Origin of the sequence: Ideonella dechloratans, assembly GCF_021049305.1 — a bacterium.
Classification (GTDB): domain Bacteria; phylum Pseudomonadota; class Gammaproteobacteria; order Burkholderiales; family Burkholderiaceae_C; genus Ideonella; species Ideonella dechloratans.
On record NZ_CP088081.1, the window covers coordinates 3,055,754 to 3,070,286 of the forward strand.

Consider the following 14,533-nt stretch of genomic DNA (forward strand, 5'->3'; position numbering starts at 1 on the left):
AGGCGGGCGACCGGCTCCAGACAGGTCGCAGATGGGTGATTGACGATGCAACTCGACGACTTGGACAGGAAGGCAACCGCTGCCTTCGAAGGCTACGTGGTACGCAAGGACCTGGTGCGGACGTTCAGCCGCCAGTTCCCCGTGCCGACGTACGTGGTCGAGTTCCTGCTGGGCCGCTACTGCGCCACCACCGATGAGGCAGAAATCCAGGAGGGCCTGGATATCGTCCAGCGGCAACTGGCGTCGCGGACAGTGAAGGCCGGTGAAGAGGAGCTCTTCAAGGCCCGTGCTCGCGAGGCCGGTTCCGTGAAGATTATCGATATCGTCACGGCGCGCCTGGACTCGAAGACCGATTCCTACATCGCCAGCTTGCCCAGCTTGCGCCTCACGGACGTGCGGCTCACGCCCGAGATGGTCAAGGAGAACGAACGCATGCTCACCGGCGGCTTCTACGCCGAGGTGACGCTGGGCTACGACGCGTCCATCGCGCAGGAGAAGGGCGGGCGGCCCTTTGGTGTCGAGGCGCTGCGGGCCATCCAGCTCTCGAAGCGCGAGACGCTGGACGTTCTGGCCAAGGGGCGGGAGCAGTTCTCCACCGCCGAGTGGCGCGACCTGCTGCTGCGCAGCGTCGGCTTTGAGCCCGAGACCCTGTCGGAACGCGCCAAGGATGCGCTGCTGCTGCGCATGGTGCCGTTCGTGGAGCGCAACTACAACCTGGTGGAGCTCGGCCCTCGGGGCACCGGCAAGTCGCACCTGTTCCAGCAGGTGTCACCGTACGCCCACCTCATCTCCGGTGGCAAGGCGACCGTGGCCCGCATGTTCGTCAACAACGCCAGCGGCCAGCGCGGTCTGGTCTGCCAGTACGACGTGGTGTGCTTTGACGAGGTGTCTGGTGTGTCCTTCGACCAGAAGGACGGCGTCAACATCATGAAGGGCTACATGGAGAGTGGCGAGTTCTCCCGGGGCAAGGAGAGCATCCGGGCGGACGGCTCCATTGTGCTGGTGGGCAACTTCGACGTTGACGTGGAGCACCAGCAGCGCATCGGCCACCTCTTCGGGCCGCTGCCGCCCGAGATGCGGGACGACACGGCGTTCATGGACCGCATTCACTGCTTCCTGCCGGGCTGGGATGTTCCGAAGCTGAACCCCACGCTGTTCACCGCCCACTTTGGCCTGGTGAGCGACTTCCTGTCGGAGTGCTTCACCCAGCTGCGCAACCAGAGCCGGGTATCGACGCTGCAAGGGCGTGTGCGCTGGGGCGGTGCGCTGTCGGGCCGAGACCTCAACGGCGTCAACAAGACCGTGAGCGGCCTGCTGAAGCTGATGTACCCCGGCTCGGACATGGCGGTCAGCGAAGAAGACCTTGAGTGGGCCGTGCGCCTGGCGCTGGAAGTGCGCCGCCGGGTCAAGGAGCAGCAGAAGCGCATCGGCGCCGCCGAGTTTCGCAACACCCACTTCAGCTACACCCTGGGCGCCGAGGGCGTTGAGAAATTCGTCAGCACACCGGAGTTGCAGAGCCAAGGCGGCATTGGCGACGAGCCGCTGGAGTGCGGCCAAGTCTGGGTGCTGAGCCCCGGCGGTGACGAGGAGCACCCGGGTCTCTTCAGGCTCGAGGTCAATGAGGGGCCAGGGAGCGGGGTGCGGGTGCTGAACAACCCAGTGCCAGCCGCCTTCAAGGAGTCCATCCGCTGTGCGGAGCAGAACCTGTACGCACGGGCCCAGCAGCTGGTCGGAGACCGGGACCCGCGGTCCCACGAGTTCTCAGTGCAATTGCGTGGCTTTGATGCCGCCAAGGCCGGCGCCAAGACCGGCGTCGGAGCGCTCATCGCGCTGTCCAGCGCACTGCTGAAGAAGTCCGTACGCGGTGGATTGGTGGTTGCCGGTGAGGTGACGCTGGGCGGCACCATCGAGCCCATTCACAACGCCGTCACGCTTGCTGAAATCGCCGTCGAGAAGGGTGCCAAGTCCCTGCTGCTGCCGGTCTCATGCCGTCGGCAGTTGTTCGACCTTTCTGACGAGATGGCGACCAAGCTCGACATCGAGTTCTATCAGGACGGGCGCGATGCTTTGTTGAAGGCATTGACAGAGTAGTAAGCGCGCGGAAGCGCGATGGGGTGGAGCCATGACCGATCCAATCTACAACACCGAAACGAGCAGATTTGCGATAGAGACGGGCACAAGTGGTGAGATTGCAGGATGAGGTGCTGTGAGTACCAGGCCGGTAGAGGCTTTCACACCCTGTTCGGCAGGCTTTCAACACACTGTTCGCACACTTCACGACACGCGGTTACCAACTTCTTTGCACATTGCCCCCACCTGCTTCGCACAAAGGAGGCACCTGTCTTCACGCAAGGGTTGGCACCGTCTATCGCACATTTATGTTGGACGCACGTTCGCAGGGAAGCTGTCCCCACCGCATTCGGCACATTCTTTGAGTTCGCTTCTTCGAGCTCAAAGAATGTGGCCGCTGGGCGCCAAACCGACAGGTTTGGTGGGCAGCGGCAGCTGGGGACAGTGCAGGAGAAAGATGCGTCCAGATCAGGCAACAGGTTGAATCCTTGCTGCGGCCATGGGCCGGTGTGCCGCCATGCGCGGCAGTGGGCAACACCAAATGGTCTGGAATCGCGCACCGAGCACGATGCTCGCCATGGCGGAAGGTTGAGCTGACATGGCCAACCCGCGTTCGTTGATCTATGCGCTTTACGTTCACTGGGACACCGTCGAAGTCTTGGTGAGGCTGTCCCGCGAGTTTGCGGGGCTCACCACCGAACAAGTGCTGGGCTGCATCGCGAAAGTGGCACCGCAGCTGGATGCCGAGGCCCAGGGGGCAGCCCTGCGCGCCATGGTGAATGCAGACATCCTCCAACCCTGCGCCCGCAGCAGCGACCTGCAGCTCAATGCCTACGTGCTCGACTTCGTGCGCGGGCTGACTCGCGAGCACGAGCTCGGTCTGGCTGCCGTGCTTCAAGCACGCGTTGCCGCCATCCGCGAGGCCACGGAGGGCCTCAACGAGGGCATGCAAGCTGCCGACATGGATCGGGCGCGGGGGGCGGCCAACAAGCTCGCTGAGCTCTTTCGCCAGATCAGCTTGCAACTGGATCAAGACCGCCACGCACTGCTGGAACTCGCCGAAGACGCCAAGAGCGCCGACGCCAACATGCCCATCGCCCAGCGCTACCGGCGTGTGCTGGAGGCCTATGACCACTACGTGGAGCCAATGAACCAGATGATGGACACCGGCCCGCAAGGCACGTTTTACCGTTACCTGGAAGACGCTGAGCGCTCGCTGGATCTCGCCTTTGAGCAGCTGTCGGTTCAAGGCGGGCTGTACTCACATCGCCTGCAGCTCAGGCAGGTGGCGCACCAGGCCAAGGAGCTGCGGCGATTTGGCCGTCTGATCGCTCAACAGTGCGCCGACACGGTGCTGCCGTTGCGCGAGGAGGTGCGTCAACACAATGCGCTGACCAGTGCCGTCAGCCTGCTGCTGGGTCAGGTGCGCAAGCGGGGCCTGCGCCGAGCCTTGTCACGGCATACCGCCGATACCGCGATGCCCGTTTGGCGCAACGAGCGGGGCTTCCGCTTGCAGCTGGGCGATGAGGTGCGCGCCGTGATGGCCGCAGCGCAGCAGTACCAACCGCAGTCGGTGGCCTTCCCGCAAGATGACCCTGGCAACGCCCCGCCCCTGCTGGAGCACGTGGACGAGGCGGCCATCCGACAACAGCTGAGAAGCAGCCTACCGGTGGGCAGCCTGCTGGACTGGCTGCATACCCATCACGGTCATCTTCAGGATGCGACGCTGCTGCGGCTGTTCCATGAGCTGCAGCACGAGGGCAGTTGGCAGATCGAAGCCAGTGCGCATCCTGAGACCACCACTTTGCAGGCCATCCGCGTGCTGCACCATCCTCACCGCGTGAGCATTCCGGAATGACGACGCCTCACCCACTGATGCCGCAACTGGCGCAAATGCCAGCATTGGCCGAGCTCTTCCGCTTGTTCCTGTCGGGCAAGCACCTGAACCGCATGGCCGAGCCTGCACTGTGGGCCGAGCTTGAGCAACACGAACCGGCCTACGCAGGTCTTTTCGCAGCGCTGGGCTTTGAGCTGCGCGTGGATGCGCGAGGCTTTGCTTGGTTCCACAGCACCGATGCCAGCAGCAACATCGGCAAGGTCAGCCGTCAACTGGCGCTGCTGTTCATGGTCATCTTCGACGCCCAAGCCAATGCCGGCAAAGCGCTATAACGCTTTACTGACTGGCTCATTGATCGGGAATGGCTGGCCGAGGTGCACGAACAGCAGAAAGACCTTCTGGACGCCGAAGGGCTATCTCCCGATGGGCTGATGGATCTTCTGGGCCGCGCCTGCACGCTGGGATTCGCAGTGGCGGAGCCGGCAGGCTGGCGGCTGTTGCCCGCCGTCTGCCGCTACCTGGACCACTTTGAGGGACTGGCCGCAGCCTCCCGAAATGACGACAACGAGGCGGACGCTGCCCCTGAGGAGAGCGGCGACGACGTGCTGAACGACGAGGAGGGCGACTGATGCAGCACGGCTTTCAACGCCTGGTTTTGCTTGGCAGCGCGGGCTACTCCCGCGCCGAGCTTCCGCTGGATGGCGCAGTCTCCCTGGTGGCGCCCAACTGCGTATTCCACGCGATGGCGGACACGATTCCACGCTGATGGCGGACAGTGTTCCACCATGATGGCGGACAGTGTTCCACGCTGAAGGCGGACAGCATTCCAAACTGATGGCGGACACCTGCGGGGTGTTCTGAGTGACCCGAACGCGGCATACGCTGCCCGGTTTTTTTGACCGGAGCCAGCGATGCCCACACCCAGGGTCACCATGAGCAAACTACGACACACACTGCAACTGCTGCACCGCGGGGCCTTGAGCACCCGTCAAATCGGTGCCGCCCTCGGCATCTCCAAATCCACTGTCAGCGAGATAGCCAGCTACGCGCGCGTGGCCGGCGTGGACTGGGCTACGGCCCAGAGCCTGAACGACGACGAACTCCAGGCCCGGCTTTACAAGCCACCCGTGGCGCGCGAGTCCCGGCACCTCGAACCCGACCACGCCCACATCCACCGCGAACTGCGCCGACCTGGCGTGACGCTGCAGCTGCTGTGGGAGGAATACCAGCAACAGCACAGCGGTCAGGCGTACAAGTACAGCGCCTTCTGCGAGAAGTACAAGGCTTGGGCCCGGCGCCTGCAGCGCTCCATGCGCCAGACCCACTCGGGCGGTGACAAGCTCTTCGTGGACTACGCCGGCCAGACCGTGCCCGTCGTGGACGCCAGCACCGGCGAGATACGCCCGGCCCAGGTCTTCGTGGCAGTGCTGGGCGCATCGAACTACACCTACGCCTGCGCCACTGCCAGCCAGAAGGCCGCTGACTGGGTGGCCAGCATCATTGCCACGCTGGAGTTCATCGGCGGCGTGCCCCGCCTGCTGGTGCCCGACCAGCCGCGCGCCCTCATGGCCCGCCCCGACCGCTACGAGCCCACCGCGCACCGCCTGCTCGAAGAACTCTGTGCGCACTACAGCCTGGCCGTGATGCCCGCGCGCCCGGCCAAGCCACGCGACAAACCCAAGGTGGAGGTCGCCGTGCAGGTGGTCGAGCGCTGGATTCTGGCCCGGCTGCGCCACCAGACCTTCTTCAGCCTGGCCGAGCTCAACCGGGCGATTGCCGCCTTGCTGGTGGACTTGAACCAGCGCGCGTTCAAGAAGCTGCCGGGCAACCGCGCCAGTGCCTTCGCCGAGCTTGACCGGCCGGCCCTGCGCCCCCTGCCGGCGGTGCGCATGCCCATCGCGCGCTTCAAACCCGCCCGCGTCAACATCGATTACCACGTCGAGCTCGATGGCCACTACTACTCGGTGCCCCACGCCCTGGTGGGCGAGCCGGTGGAGTTGCGCATCACGGCCGGCACGGTCGAAGTCCTGCATGGCGGCAAACGGGTGGCCGCCCACGCCCTCAATCCCCGCCGGGGTGCACACACCACCACACCTGAGCACATGCCGGCCTCGCACCGGGCGCACCTGCAGTGGACGCCGGCCAAGCTCATCGCCTGGGGCGAGCGCGTGGGTGCGGCCACCGCCGCCGTGGTGCGCTGGCAGATGGAGCACCGCCAGCATCCCGAGCAGGGTTACCGCTCCTGTCTGGGCCTCATGCGCCTGGGCCGTGAGTACGGGGCTGACCGGCTGGAGGCCGCCTGTGCGCGGGCGCAGTCGATTCGCTCACCGTCCTACAAGAGCATCGCCTCCATCCTGGGCTGCGGCCTGGACCAGCGGCCGCTGGATGCGCCGATGGCCGCACAGGCGAGCCTGCCGCTGCACGAGAACGTGCGCGGGCCGGACTACTACCACTGAGCTCCAACGCGCAAGCAAACCCAACAAGGAAGAACCATGCTCAACGAACAGACCTTGAACCAACTGCGCGCCCTGCGCCTGGACGGCATGGTGGCCGCCCTCAGCGACGCGGCCACCCACATCACAGCCAGCGAACTGCCCTTTGAACAACGTCTGGCGCTGCTGGTGCAGCGCGAGGTGGACTGGCGTGACAGCAAACGCCTGGAGCGCCTGCTCAAGGCGGCCCGCCTGAAGGTCTCCAGTGCCTGCCTGGAGGACATCGACTGGCGCGCCAGCCGGGGCCTGGGCCGGGAGGTCATCACCAGCCTGGCCGGCGGCGACTGGCTGCGCCATGGCCACAACGTGCTGCTGACCGGCGCCACCGGGTGCGGCAAGACGTGGCTTGCCTGCGCACTGGGGCAGCAGGCCGCGCGTCTGGGCTTCTCGGTGCTCTACACCCGCGCGCCACGGCTGCTGCAGGAGTTGCACGTGGCCCACGGCGATGGCAGCCTGGGCAAACGGCTGGCGCAACTGGCGCGGCTGGACCTGCTCATCCTGGACGACTTCGGCATCGCGCCGATTGCCGCGCACGAGCGAAACGACCTGCTGGAGTTGCTCGACGACCGGGTGGGTGCGCGCTCGACGCTCATCACCAGCCAGTTGCCGGTGACGGCCTGGCACGCCTGGCTGGACGAGCCCACGCTGGCCGACGCCATCCTGGACCGCATCGTGCACGGCTCGCACAAGATAGCCCTCAAGGGCGAGTCGATGAGAAAGCTGGCAAAGGCCGTCTGAGCCGGCCGCGCCGACCGCCATTCCACGCTGATGGCGGACACTTCGGCTACGATTTGAGCGTCACTCAGGACACCCGCGCAACGTGTCCGCCATCGCCTGGAACGCTGTCCGCGATGGGAATGGAATCACTGTCCGCCATCAGTGGAATGCGCACCCAACAACACGGGCAAGACCAGCCTGATCAATGCCCTGCAGTTCCTGCTGATCATTGACCGGCGCCGCATGGACTTTGGCGCGCACGACGTGGAGAAGAGCCGGCGGTTTTACTTCCCCAACAACAGCGCCTATGTGCTGCTGGAGGTGTCGTTGCCGGAATCTGGCACCGTGGTGCTCGGTTGCGTCGGCAAGGGCGTGAGCTTCGAGTACGAGTACTTTGCCTACGCCGGCCCACTCAAGGTGGAAGAGTTCTGCCTGCCCGATGGCTCGCTCGTGGCACAGCCCAAGCTGGCCAGCCATCTGGCCACCCATGGGCGCCGCGTGTTCAGCTACAGCGGCAGCGAGTTCGCCGACATGGTGTACGGCGGCCGGAATCGCAAGCTCAGCGGATCACAAGACTTCTGCGTGTTCCGCCTGGAGCACGCCAGTGACGCCAGTGTCTTCCAGCGTGTGCTCACCCGGACGCTGCGGCTGGACAAGCTGCGGTCCAGCGAGGTGAAAGACTACCTGCTGCAAATCTTCCGTCGTGACTTGCCAGACGCCAGCATCGACTTCAAGGCGGAGTGGGACAAGGCCTTTGCTGACCTCAACGCTGAGCGCAGTCAGTACCTGGCTGCCGAACGCTTGAAAGGCAGCCTCGCTGAACTGGAGCGCAAGCAAGATGCTCGACTGACCCTGCGCGGCAAGCTGCTGTGCTGGCGGCCCATGATTGACGAGGCCCTGGGCCAGTGGCAGCAGCACTTCGAATCACGCCAGCAAGCCCTTCAGCACGAGCTGCAGCAGTGCGATGGCGAGCTGGATCGCTTGCGAGAGCAGGATCGCCAAGCCGTGCGGGAGCAGAGCCAGTGGGAGCTGGAGCAGAAGCAACTGCGCCAGGAGCGTCAACAGCTGCAGGCATTGCAACAGCGATTCGCTCTGGTGGAAAGCCGGGCGGTTCTAGAGACGTGCCGCCGCGACGTGCAGGCCCAACGAGATGCTCTGGTGGTCCGCTTGGGCCAGGCGCAAAGCCGGCCTCCGGCATCCATCGAACGCGAGCTCGCCCGCGTGGACAGAGAGCTGGCCCAGCTGACACAGGAGATGCGCACCCAAGGCCACAACCTCTACCAGCAGCTGGCAGGCGCTCTGCCGCCCGATCAACTGGAAGCGCTGAACAAGGTGCTGGCCAGACCCGTGCTGACCTTGGGCGCCGAAGACTTCCAGCTCAATGGCCAGGCGCTCTCCAAGGCTTTGGGCGATGCCAATGGCGAGCATGCTGGCCTGCCGGGCCTGCAGCTGCGCATCGCCGCCCTGCCTGCGCAGCACCAACAGCGCAGCCTGGCCGAGCTGGGCGAGCTGCTGCGGGATTTGCAGCAACAGCAGGTACAGCTGAAGGAGCAACTGGCGACGGCACAAGCGCTGGAACTCGTCCAACGCGAACGTGATGCATTGGAACAGCAGCTGGTGCAGCTGGACGCCGAATTGCGGGACTACGGCCAGATGCAGGCCCTGCAAGACAGCGACGCTGAGCGGCAAGCACGGCTGGTGACACTCGACCAGAAGCTCGCCGAGCTGGCCACCAGTTTGGCGCAATCGGCTGCCCGGTACCGGGCGCTGGATCAGCAGCGTCAACAGAGGCAGAAGGATCTGGATTCACTCGGGCAACAGCACCGTCAGATCGAGCAACGCCGCAACCAACGCGTCGATCAGGAAGGCCCGTTCACGTGGCTGTCCGACTCACCCCACCACCCCTGGTTGGCACAGCCGGAGTTCGCGCTGGACCAGCTGGCCGAGCGCCTGCAGACCTATCAGGCTGACTGCCGCCAGTTGCTGGAACTGGACGACCAGATCCGCCGACTGCTGGGCGAAATCCACACGGGCGGGCTCACCAAGTACCAGTTCGTCGGTGAGCCCGAGGCAGAAATCGCGCGCCTGGTGGAGTTCGCCCATCACCTGCCGCAGGAAGCCGAGGCCCTGGAAAAGAAGGTTCGTTCGGCGGTTGTGAACGTCGCGGCTTGCCTGCACGAACTGCGCGATGGCTTGGCCGCGTTCAAGCGCCGGATGCGCGAGTTCAATCGCAAGATCAGCGGACGCCAGCTCTCCGATTTGGCGGTCTTCAAGATCGAACCCGAAGACGAAACCGCGCTCGTCGAGGCCATCGAACTGCTCATCAGCACGGCAGCCACAGTCGGCAATGGCGAGACCTTCGAACTCTTCAACCAGCAGAGCGTGCTGGATGATGACCAGCTCAACCGCGCCAAAACCCTACTCATCGAGGAAGGCAATGCCCGACACGGCTTGCGCGTGGCCGACCTGTTCCGGCTGCGCTTCTGGGTGGGCAAGGCTGGTCGCGAGCCGGAAGCCTTCGACGACCTCGACAGTGCCGCCTCGAACGGGACGGTGCTGATGGCCAAGCTGGTGACCGGCCTGGCCATGCTGCACTTGATGCAGGATCAACGGCGCCCGATCCAAGGCATTTGCTATCTGGACGAAGCCCTGGCGCTGGATGCGCGCAACCAGCGCAGTCTGATCGAGACCGCTGCCGAGTTCGGCTTCTCGCTGATCTTCGCCTCCCCGGCGCCGCTGACCACCGTGCGCTACTGCGTGCCCATTCATCATCGGCAGGGCAGCAACCAGATCAGCCGCTTCAGCTGGCAGATCATCGAACCCGTGGAGGCCTGATGACGGAGCAGGCCCTACGCGCTGCGTTGCTCAAGCTGCAAGGCAAGAGCCCCTTACCCGCCAGCCAGTTCACCGCTGCACAACGCGGGGCCCTGGATCAATTTGCTCGGCAAACTGGTGCCGTGAAGTGTCTGCGCCAAGGCCGAGGAGACGTATACAGCGTTTGCAATCAGGCTGTGTTCGACGCTCACGTGACCCAGCTCTCCCCTCAGGTGGAGCCGTCAATCGCCGAACAGCTCCCTCTGCGCGCACAGCACGTGGCCCATGCCCGCGACAGCAAGGCCCGGCGCCATCAACACGGCAGCTATTACCCGCTGCTCAAGGCGGTCGGCGACACAGTCAGCTGGCGTGAGGTCGAAAGGGGAGCGGAGTTGGCACTGAGTGCTGCCACACGCGAGTTCGGTGCGGCCTCACTTTCCATTCAGTCAGATGACGCCTGGCACTCCGAGCGAGCGCTCTGGCTCGTCGAGAACCAAGCCTTGTTTGATCGTACGGACTGGCTGCCCGAAGGCACGCAGGCCTCACTGCTGTACTACGGCGGGCAGCTCGACGGCAGGCTGCTGTCATGGCTGGGTCATCGCCCCCGCGCCAGCCAAGTGATGCTGTTTGCGGACTACGACGGTGTGGGCCTGAGCAACTTCAGGCGACTTCGTGAAGCGCTGGGCGACGCTTGCGATTTCTGGCTGATGCCGCAGTGGGAAAGCAAGCTGGCGCGCTATGGCAGCGTCCAGCTATGGCGGGACACCTTGCGCCACTTCACCACCGCCGTGGCGCAACTACCAGCGCCCGTGCGCGAGCTGACCGAGCAGATGCAACAACTGGGAATGGCACTGGAGCAGGAAGCGGTCTGGCTGCCCGCGTCCTAGCCGCGTTCGTTCGGCAGTTCAGCCAAGTTTGGCTTTGCCTAGACGGGGGAAGTCGTCTTCATCGAGACGCAGCGTCTCGATCTTCAACGCCAATTGGGTGGGGCTCAACCCCCTGCGCATCGCACTGCGCAAGCTCACCTCCAAGAGGCGCCAGCCCAACGAGTCGCCGTTCGTGAGCACGAAGTCCTGCCCTGGCGGGGCGCCGAGGCGTTGCATAAAGCCATGGGCCAGTTCGCCAGTAGGAATCTCATGCCCACCCTGCTCGGCGAGGCTCAAGAGCGCAGAAGCGGTCGCTTGCGGGTCTTGCGTGGGGATGCCCTCCAGCGCAACGGGCAGCACGATCATTCGGTCGGGGCTGACCATCGCGGCCAAATCGTCCTGCGCAGTCGGCCCCGGCGTGAGAGACAGCCGAACCCATGCCTCGCCCCACTGCAGGAATCTTGTATGGGACATGCCAGGATGCTCATCGAGAAACAAGCATCGGGGCGCCACTGGCGCCTGGAGCAGGTCGAAAACGGTGCGCAGGTGTGCCCATTCACCTTGGTCGCTCCAGGTGTGAACCATGTCCGACCGAAGCTGCCCACCTTGGACACCCAGGTGGTAAAGCAACGCCGTCACGCGCGCCGCAGAGATGACCTGCGGTTTGCCTTTCAGCCAAGCAGACAGGTTGGCCGCACGGATGCCGGTGGCGTCAAACACCGCTGCCAACGTGAGGCCTCGCAGACGCAAGAGCGCACCGGCCAGTATGGGGAGTTGCTCGCTGCTCAAGGCAGACATGTCGGCCTCCAAAAGAATCACAGTAAATCACTATAACCAAGAGCAACGCGGCAAGCGAACACTGGATCACCGCGTCTTGTGTTGTTATAGTGATTTATAGTGAATGAAAAGAGACCGCCATGACTCGTCCTAACAGCCGTCGCCCCATGCACCAGTTCGTTGCGCATCACGACCAGTTCCTCAATCTGGCCTCTGACCTCGGCGAGCCGCTCCGGAGCCATGGTCATGCGATAGCTGATGGCCATGGAGATGCGGTCGGTCGGGACCTTGTCCTCCGGGAGCAACTCGCGCTCGAATCCGTCCGGCACGGCGTAGCTCTCGAAGAGGGACTTGACCAGCGTACCCAGGGTCTTGTCCGACACCTTCTCCAGGTTCGCGGCCCGCTGGGACTCCAGCGCGTCGGCAGGCCCGGCGAGCTCGTGGTGGGCCAGCAGCGTCTTCATCAGCCGCTCGTACTGCTGCAACCGCAGCATGCACCGCCCCAGCCAACGCTGGACGTCGAGTTGGCCTATGGGTCTGGGTTGGTCGGTCATCGCGTCAGTGTTCCATGGCGGAAGTACGGGGCCGGGCGGACCTCTGCAACCTCAATCAAAGTTTCGGAAAATCAGAAATACTATCTGACACCGCATCGAGAGCTCTTCTGTTTCTGATTTGCCGAAATTCTAGTGGATGAGACCCCCAGAACCGCGTATGATTTCGGAGTAACAGAAACCGTCTGCTTGAAGCGCGCCCCAGAAGCCCTGCAACTGAAATTCCGAAATGACTGACGCTGCCACCCGCCGACCAACCCTGCTCCAGTCAGCCCCTGACCTGGGCCCGGTCGTGCGCGAGCGCCGCAAGTCGCAGTCGCTGCGCATCGACGATGCGGCGGGCCTGCTCGGCGTGTCGGTGGACCTCATGTCCCGGCTCGAGAACGGCCAAGGCTCGGTGCGCCTGGACAAGGCCTTGGCCGTGCTCGATGGCCTGGGTCTGACGCTCATGGTGCTGCCCAAGGAGCACCCGTGGGCCCGGGAGGTGGCCTCATCAAGCGGCTCGGGCAGCTCTGGCGGCCCGACCGTCCCTCCAGCCGTCCCGAAGCCATGAGGCGGTCAGCATGACACACGCACTGCACGTCTGGGCCGACGACGCTCAGGTCGCCATCATCGAGCACGAAGGGCGCGACGACCGCTGGGGCCTGAACTATGCCGAACCCTGGGTCGCCGACGCCAAGTCTTACCCGCTGTCTCCAGCACTGCCCCTGGTCCGCCCGGCGCCTGACCACGCGTCCGCATCCATCAAGCGCTTCATCGAGCACCTGCTGCCCGAGGGGCGTGCGCTGGATGTGGCCGTGGCTTACAACGGTCTGGCCAAGACCAACGTCTTCGGCCTGATATGGGCGCTTGGCGCCGAGACCGCGGGCGCCTTGCGCTTCACAGGGGACGCGAAACCAGCTGGACCCGCTGCCGAGCCGGTCCTGCGAGAAATCCCCCTCCAAGAGCTCGACCAGCGCATTGCCGAGCGCGAGCACGTGCCGCTGACGGTGTGGGACGGCAAGGTCCGCATGTCGGTGGCCGGCCTGCAAGACAAGCTGCTGGTCTACCTTGACCGTCCACTGCTGGAGGGCGGGCGACTCTTTTTGGTGGACGGACAGCGACTGGCCTCCACCCACATCCTCAAGCCCGACACCGGCAACCCGCAGACGCCGCACCTGGCGGTCAACGAGCACTTCTGCATGTCGCTGGCCCGCCGCATGAAGCTGCCGGCCGCTGAGGTGAGCCTGTTGCGCACGCCCCGCCCGGTGCTGGCCGTGCGCCGCTTCGACCGCGAAGTGGAGAACGTCGGCGGCCAGCCGCGGGTTCACCGCCGGCACATCATCGACGCCTGCCAGTCATGCGACCTGCCCGTGGCCTACAAGTACGAGCGCAACCTGGGCAGCGCCGAGGCGGTGCGCCACATCCGCGATGGCGTGAGCTTCGAACGCCTGTTTGGCTGCGCCGACCTCACGGCCAACAAGGCCGCCACACGGCTGGCCATGCTGCGCTGGGCACTCTTCCAATTCTTGATTGGCAACAGCGACGCCCACGGCAAGAACTTCTCGTTCTTCGTGCGCCCTGGCGGCCTGCTGGAGCCCACGCCCTGGTACGACCTGGTGAGCGTGCTGCAGTACGACGGGTTCGACACCGAGCTGGCCATGGCCTTCGGGGACGTCTTCAACCACGCCGAGGTCTCGGCCTTTGCCCTGGCCGACTTCGCTGCGCGCTGCGGCGTCGACCGCAAGCTGATGCGCCGCGAGGGCCAGCGCCTGGCGAAGCTGGCCGCCGCAGAAGCCGCAGCGCAGGCCCAGGCGGCCGACTACGAGTGCGAGGCCGAGCGGGTGTTCGTGCAGGGCATCGCCACCTTCGTGGCCCGACAAGCCGACCGGCTGACGCAGCTGGTGGCCGACGCGGCGCGCTGGAAGGACGAGTACCTCTGACCCCCTGGCTGGACGCTGCCGGCGCGGGGTCCAAGAGCCGCCCCTGCCGGACCTATGACCACCGTATAAGCCGGTTCCTATACCAACCAGATGGCTACGGTTTTCTGGAGCAGACCGTAGCTGCGCTGCTCCAAATCTGCTCAAGAAGACCCTCGCGCAACGTCGTGCAACGCCATGCAAAACCACGCTAAGATGTTGATTCTTCGTCCAGAAGAGGCCCGAAAAGGCGTCCGGATGGAATTCGGGACGTAGAGGCCGGAGGTTCGAATCCTCTCACCCCGACCAGGCACACATGCACAAAGGCCACGGTTTTCCGTGGCCTTTGTGCTTTCCAGCCTCCGTCAAAGGTGCCCGCGCGTGACGCGCGGTCACACTTTGTCGCCTGGAGCCGCCATTTCCGTGGAAATTCGGCCCCTGTCCGCCGCGCAAGCCGCTGCCATTGACAGAACGCGGCCGTTTTGCGTCATCATGTGCCATTGAATTTGCG

The 14,533-nt window shown here is 64.7% G+C and carries 11 protein-coding genes and 1 pseudogene; 10 read left to right on the top strand and 2 right to left on the bottom strand.

What is annotated here, in order from left to right:
* Positions 1–45: 45 nt before the first annotated feature.
* The 8 genes and pseudogenes from brxL to LRM40_RS14180 all read left to right on the top strand — a co-directional run bounded on the left by brxL (position 46) and on the right by LRM40_RS14180 (position 10,817).
* Positions 46–2,091, top strand: coding sequence for a protease Lon-related BREX system protein BrxL (brxL, locus tag LRM40_RS14140; RefSeq protein ID WP_151122053.1), 2,046 nt, complete (start codon positions 46–48; stop codon positions 2,089–2,091).
* A gap of 577 nt (positions 2,092–2,668) precedes the next feature.
* Positions 2,669–3,928, top strand: coding sequence for an MksB family condensin complex protein (locus LRM40_RS14145; RefSeq protein WP_151122054.1), 1,260 nt, complete (start codon positions 2,669–2,671; stop codon positions 3,926–3,928).
* Between the two features lie 35 nt (positions 3,929–3,963).
* Positions 3,964–4,536: pseudogene (locus LRM40_RS21595) on the top strand (condensin complex protein MksE).
* Entirely contained in the window at positions 4,536–4,673 is a 138-nt protein-coding gene (locus LRM40_RS14160) for a hypothetical protein (RefSeq protein WP_170288760.1), read from the top strand. The pseudogene LRM40_RS21595 and the gene LRM40_RS14160 overlap by 1 nt, the downstream one beginning before the upstream one ends.
* Before the next feature lie 145 nt (positions 4,674–4,818).
* Positions 4,819–6,363 (top strand): IS21 family transposase, encoded by a 1,545-nt coding sequence (gene istA, locus LRM40_RS14165; protein WP_151126052.1) that lies wholly within the window; start codon positions 4,819–4,821, stop codon positions 6,361–6,363.
* A gap of 36 nt (positions 6,364–6,399) precedes the next feature.
* Positions 6,400–7,137 carry an IS21-like element helper ATPase IstB gene (gene istB / locus LRM40_RS14170; RefSeq protein ID WP_151126053.1) on the top strand — a complete coding sequence of 246 codons (738 nt, stop codon included), beginning with the start codon at positions 6,400–6,402 and terminating at the stop codon, positions 7,135–7,137.
* Between the two features lie 141 nt (positions 7,138–7,278).
* Positions 7,279–9,951 carry an Mks condensin complex protein MksF gene (locus tag LRM40_RS14175; protein WP_231067561.1) on the top strand — a complete coding sequence of 891 codons (2,673 nt, stop codon included), beginning with the start codon at positions 7,279–7,281 and terminating at the stop codon, positions 9,949–9,951.
* Positions 9,951–10,817, top strand: a complete 867-nt coding sequence (locus tag LRM40_RS14180; protein ID WP_151124680.1) for a DUF7281 domain-containing protein — start codon at positions 9,951–9,953, stop codon at positions 10,815–10,817. The genes LRM40_RS14175 and LRM40_RS14180 overlap by 1 nt, the downstream gene beginning before the upstream one ends.
* Before the next feature lie 18 nt (positions 10,818–10,835).
* Here LRM40_RS14180 and LRM40_RS14185 read toward each other — a convergent pair whose 3' ends face one another.
* Together LRM40_RS14185 and LRM40_RS14190 are read right to left on the bottom strand one after the other, a co-directional pair.
* A complete protein-coding gene (locus LRM40_RS14185) occupies positions 10,836–11,594 on the bottom strand; it encodes a helix-turn-helix domain-containing protein (protein WP_151124679.1) in 759 nt (252 codons plus the stop codon).
* Positions 11,595–11,611: 17 nt separating this feature from the next.
* A complete protein-coding gene (locus LRM40_RS14190; protein ID WP_151124678.1) occupies positions 11,612–12,127 on the bottom strand; it encodes a hypothetical protein in 516 nt (171 codons plus the stop codon).
* A 226-nt stretch (positions 12,128–12,353) separates the two neighbouring features.
* On the opposite strand from LRM40_RS14190, the gene LRM40_RS14195 reads away from it, so the two are divergent.
* Together LRM40_RS14195 and LRM40_RS14200 are read left to right on the top strand one after the other, a co-directional pair.
* Positions 12,354–12,677, top strand: a complete 324-nt coding sequence (locus LRM40_RS14195; RefSeq protein WP_151124677.1) for a helix-turn-helix domain-containing protein — start codon at positions 12,354–12,356, stop codon at positions 12,675–12,677.
* A 10-nt stretch (positions 12,678–12,687) separates the two neighbouring features.
* Positions 12,688–14,046 carry a HipA domain-containing protein gene (locus LRM40_RS14200; protein ID WP_151124676.1) on the top strand — a complete coding sequence of 453 codons (1,359 nt, stop codon included), beginning with the start codon at positions 12,688–12,690 and terminating at the stop codon, positions 14,044–14,046.
* Positions 14,047–14,533: the final 487 nt, after the last annotated feature.

What these genes read in the sequence shown, in the direction of transcription:
- brxL (WP_151122053.1), top strand. Translation starts at nt 46, where the DNA reads ATGCAACTCGACGACTTGGACAGGAAGGCAACCGCTGCCTTCGAAGGC.
- LRM40_RS14145 (WP_151122054.1), top strand. Translation starts at nt 2,669, where the DNA reads ATGGCCAACCCGCGTTCGTTGATCTATGCGCTTTACGTTCACTGGGAC.
- LRM40_RS14160 (WP_170288760.1), top strand. Translation starts at nt 4,536, where the DNA reads ATGCAGCACGGCTTTCAACGCCTGGTTTTGCTTGGCAGCGCGGGCTAC.
- istA (WP_151126052.1), top strand. Translation starts at nt 4,819, where the DNA reads ATGCCCACACCCAGGGTCACCATGAGCAAACTACGACACACACTGCAA.
- istB (WP_151126053.1), top strand. Translation starts at nt 6,400, where the DNA reads ATGCTCAACGAACAGACCTTGAACCAACTGCGCGCCCTGCGCCTGGAC.
- LRM40_RS14180 (WP_151124680.1), top strand. Translation starts at nt 9,951, where the DNA reads ATGACGGAGCAGGCCCTACGCGCTGCGTTGCTCAAGCTGCAAGGCAAG.
- LRM40_RS14185 (WP_151124679.1), bottom strand. Translation starts at nt 11,594, where the DNA reads ATGTCTGCCTTGAGCAGCGAGCAACTCCCCATACTGGCCGGTGCGCTC.
- LRM40_RS14190 (WP_151124678.1), bottom strand. Translation starts at nt 12,127, where the DNA reads ATGACCGACCAACCCAGACCCATAGGCCAACTCGACGTCCAGCGTTGG.
- LRM40_RS14195 (WP_151124677.1), top strand. Translation starts at nt 12,354, where the DNA reads ATGACTGACGCTGCCACCCGCCGACCAACCCTGCTCCAGTCAGCCCCT.
- LRM40_RS14200 (WP_151124676.1), top strand. Translation starts at nt 12,688, where the DNA reads ATGACACACGCACTGCACGTCTGGGCCGACGACGCTCAGGTCGCCATC.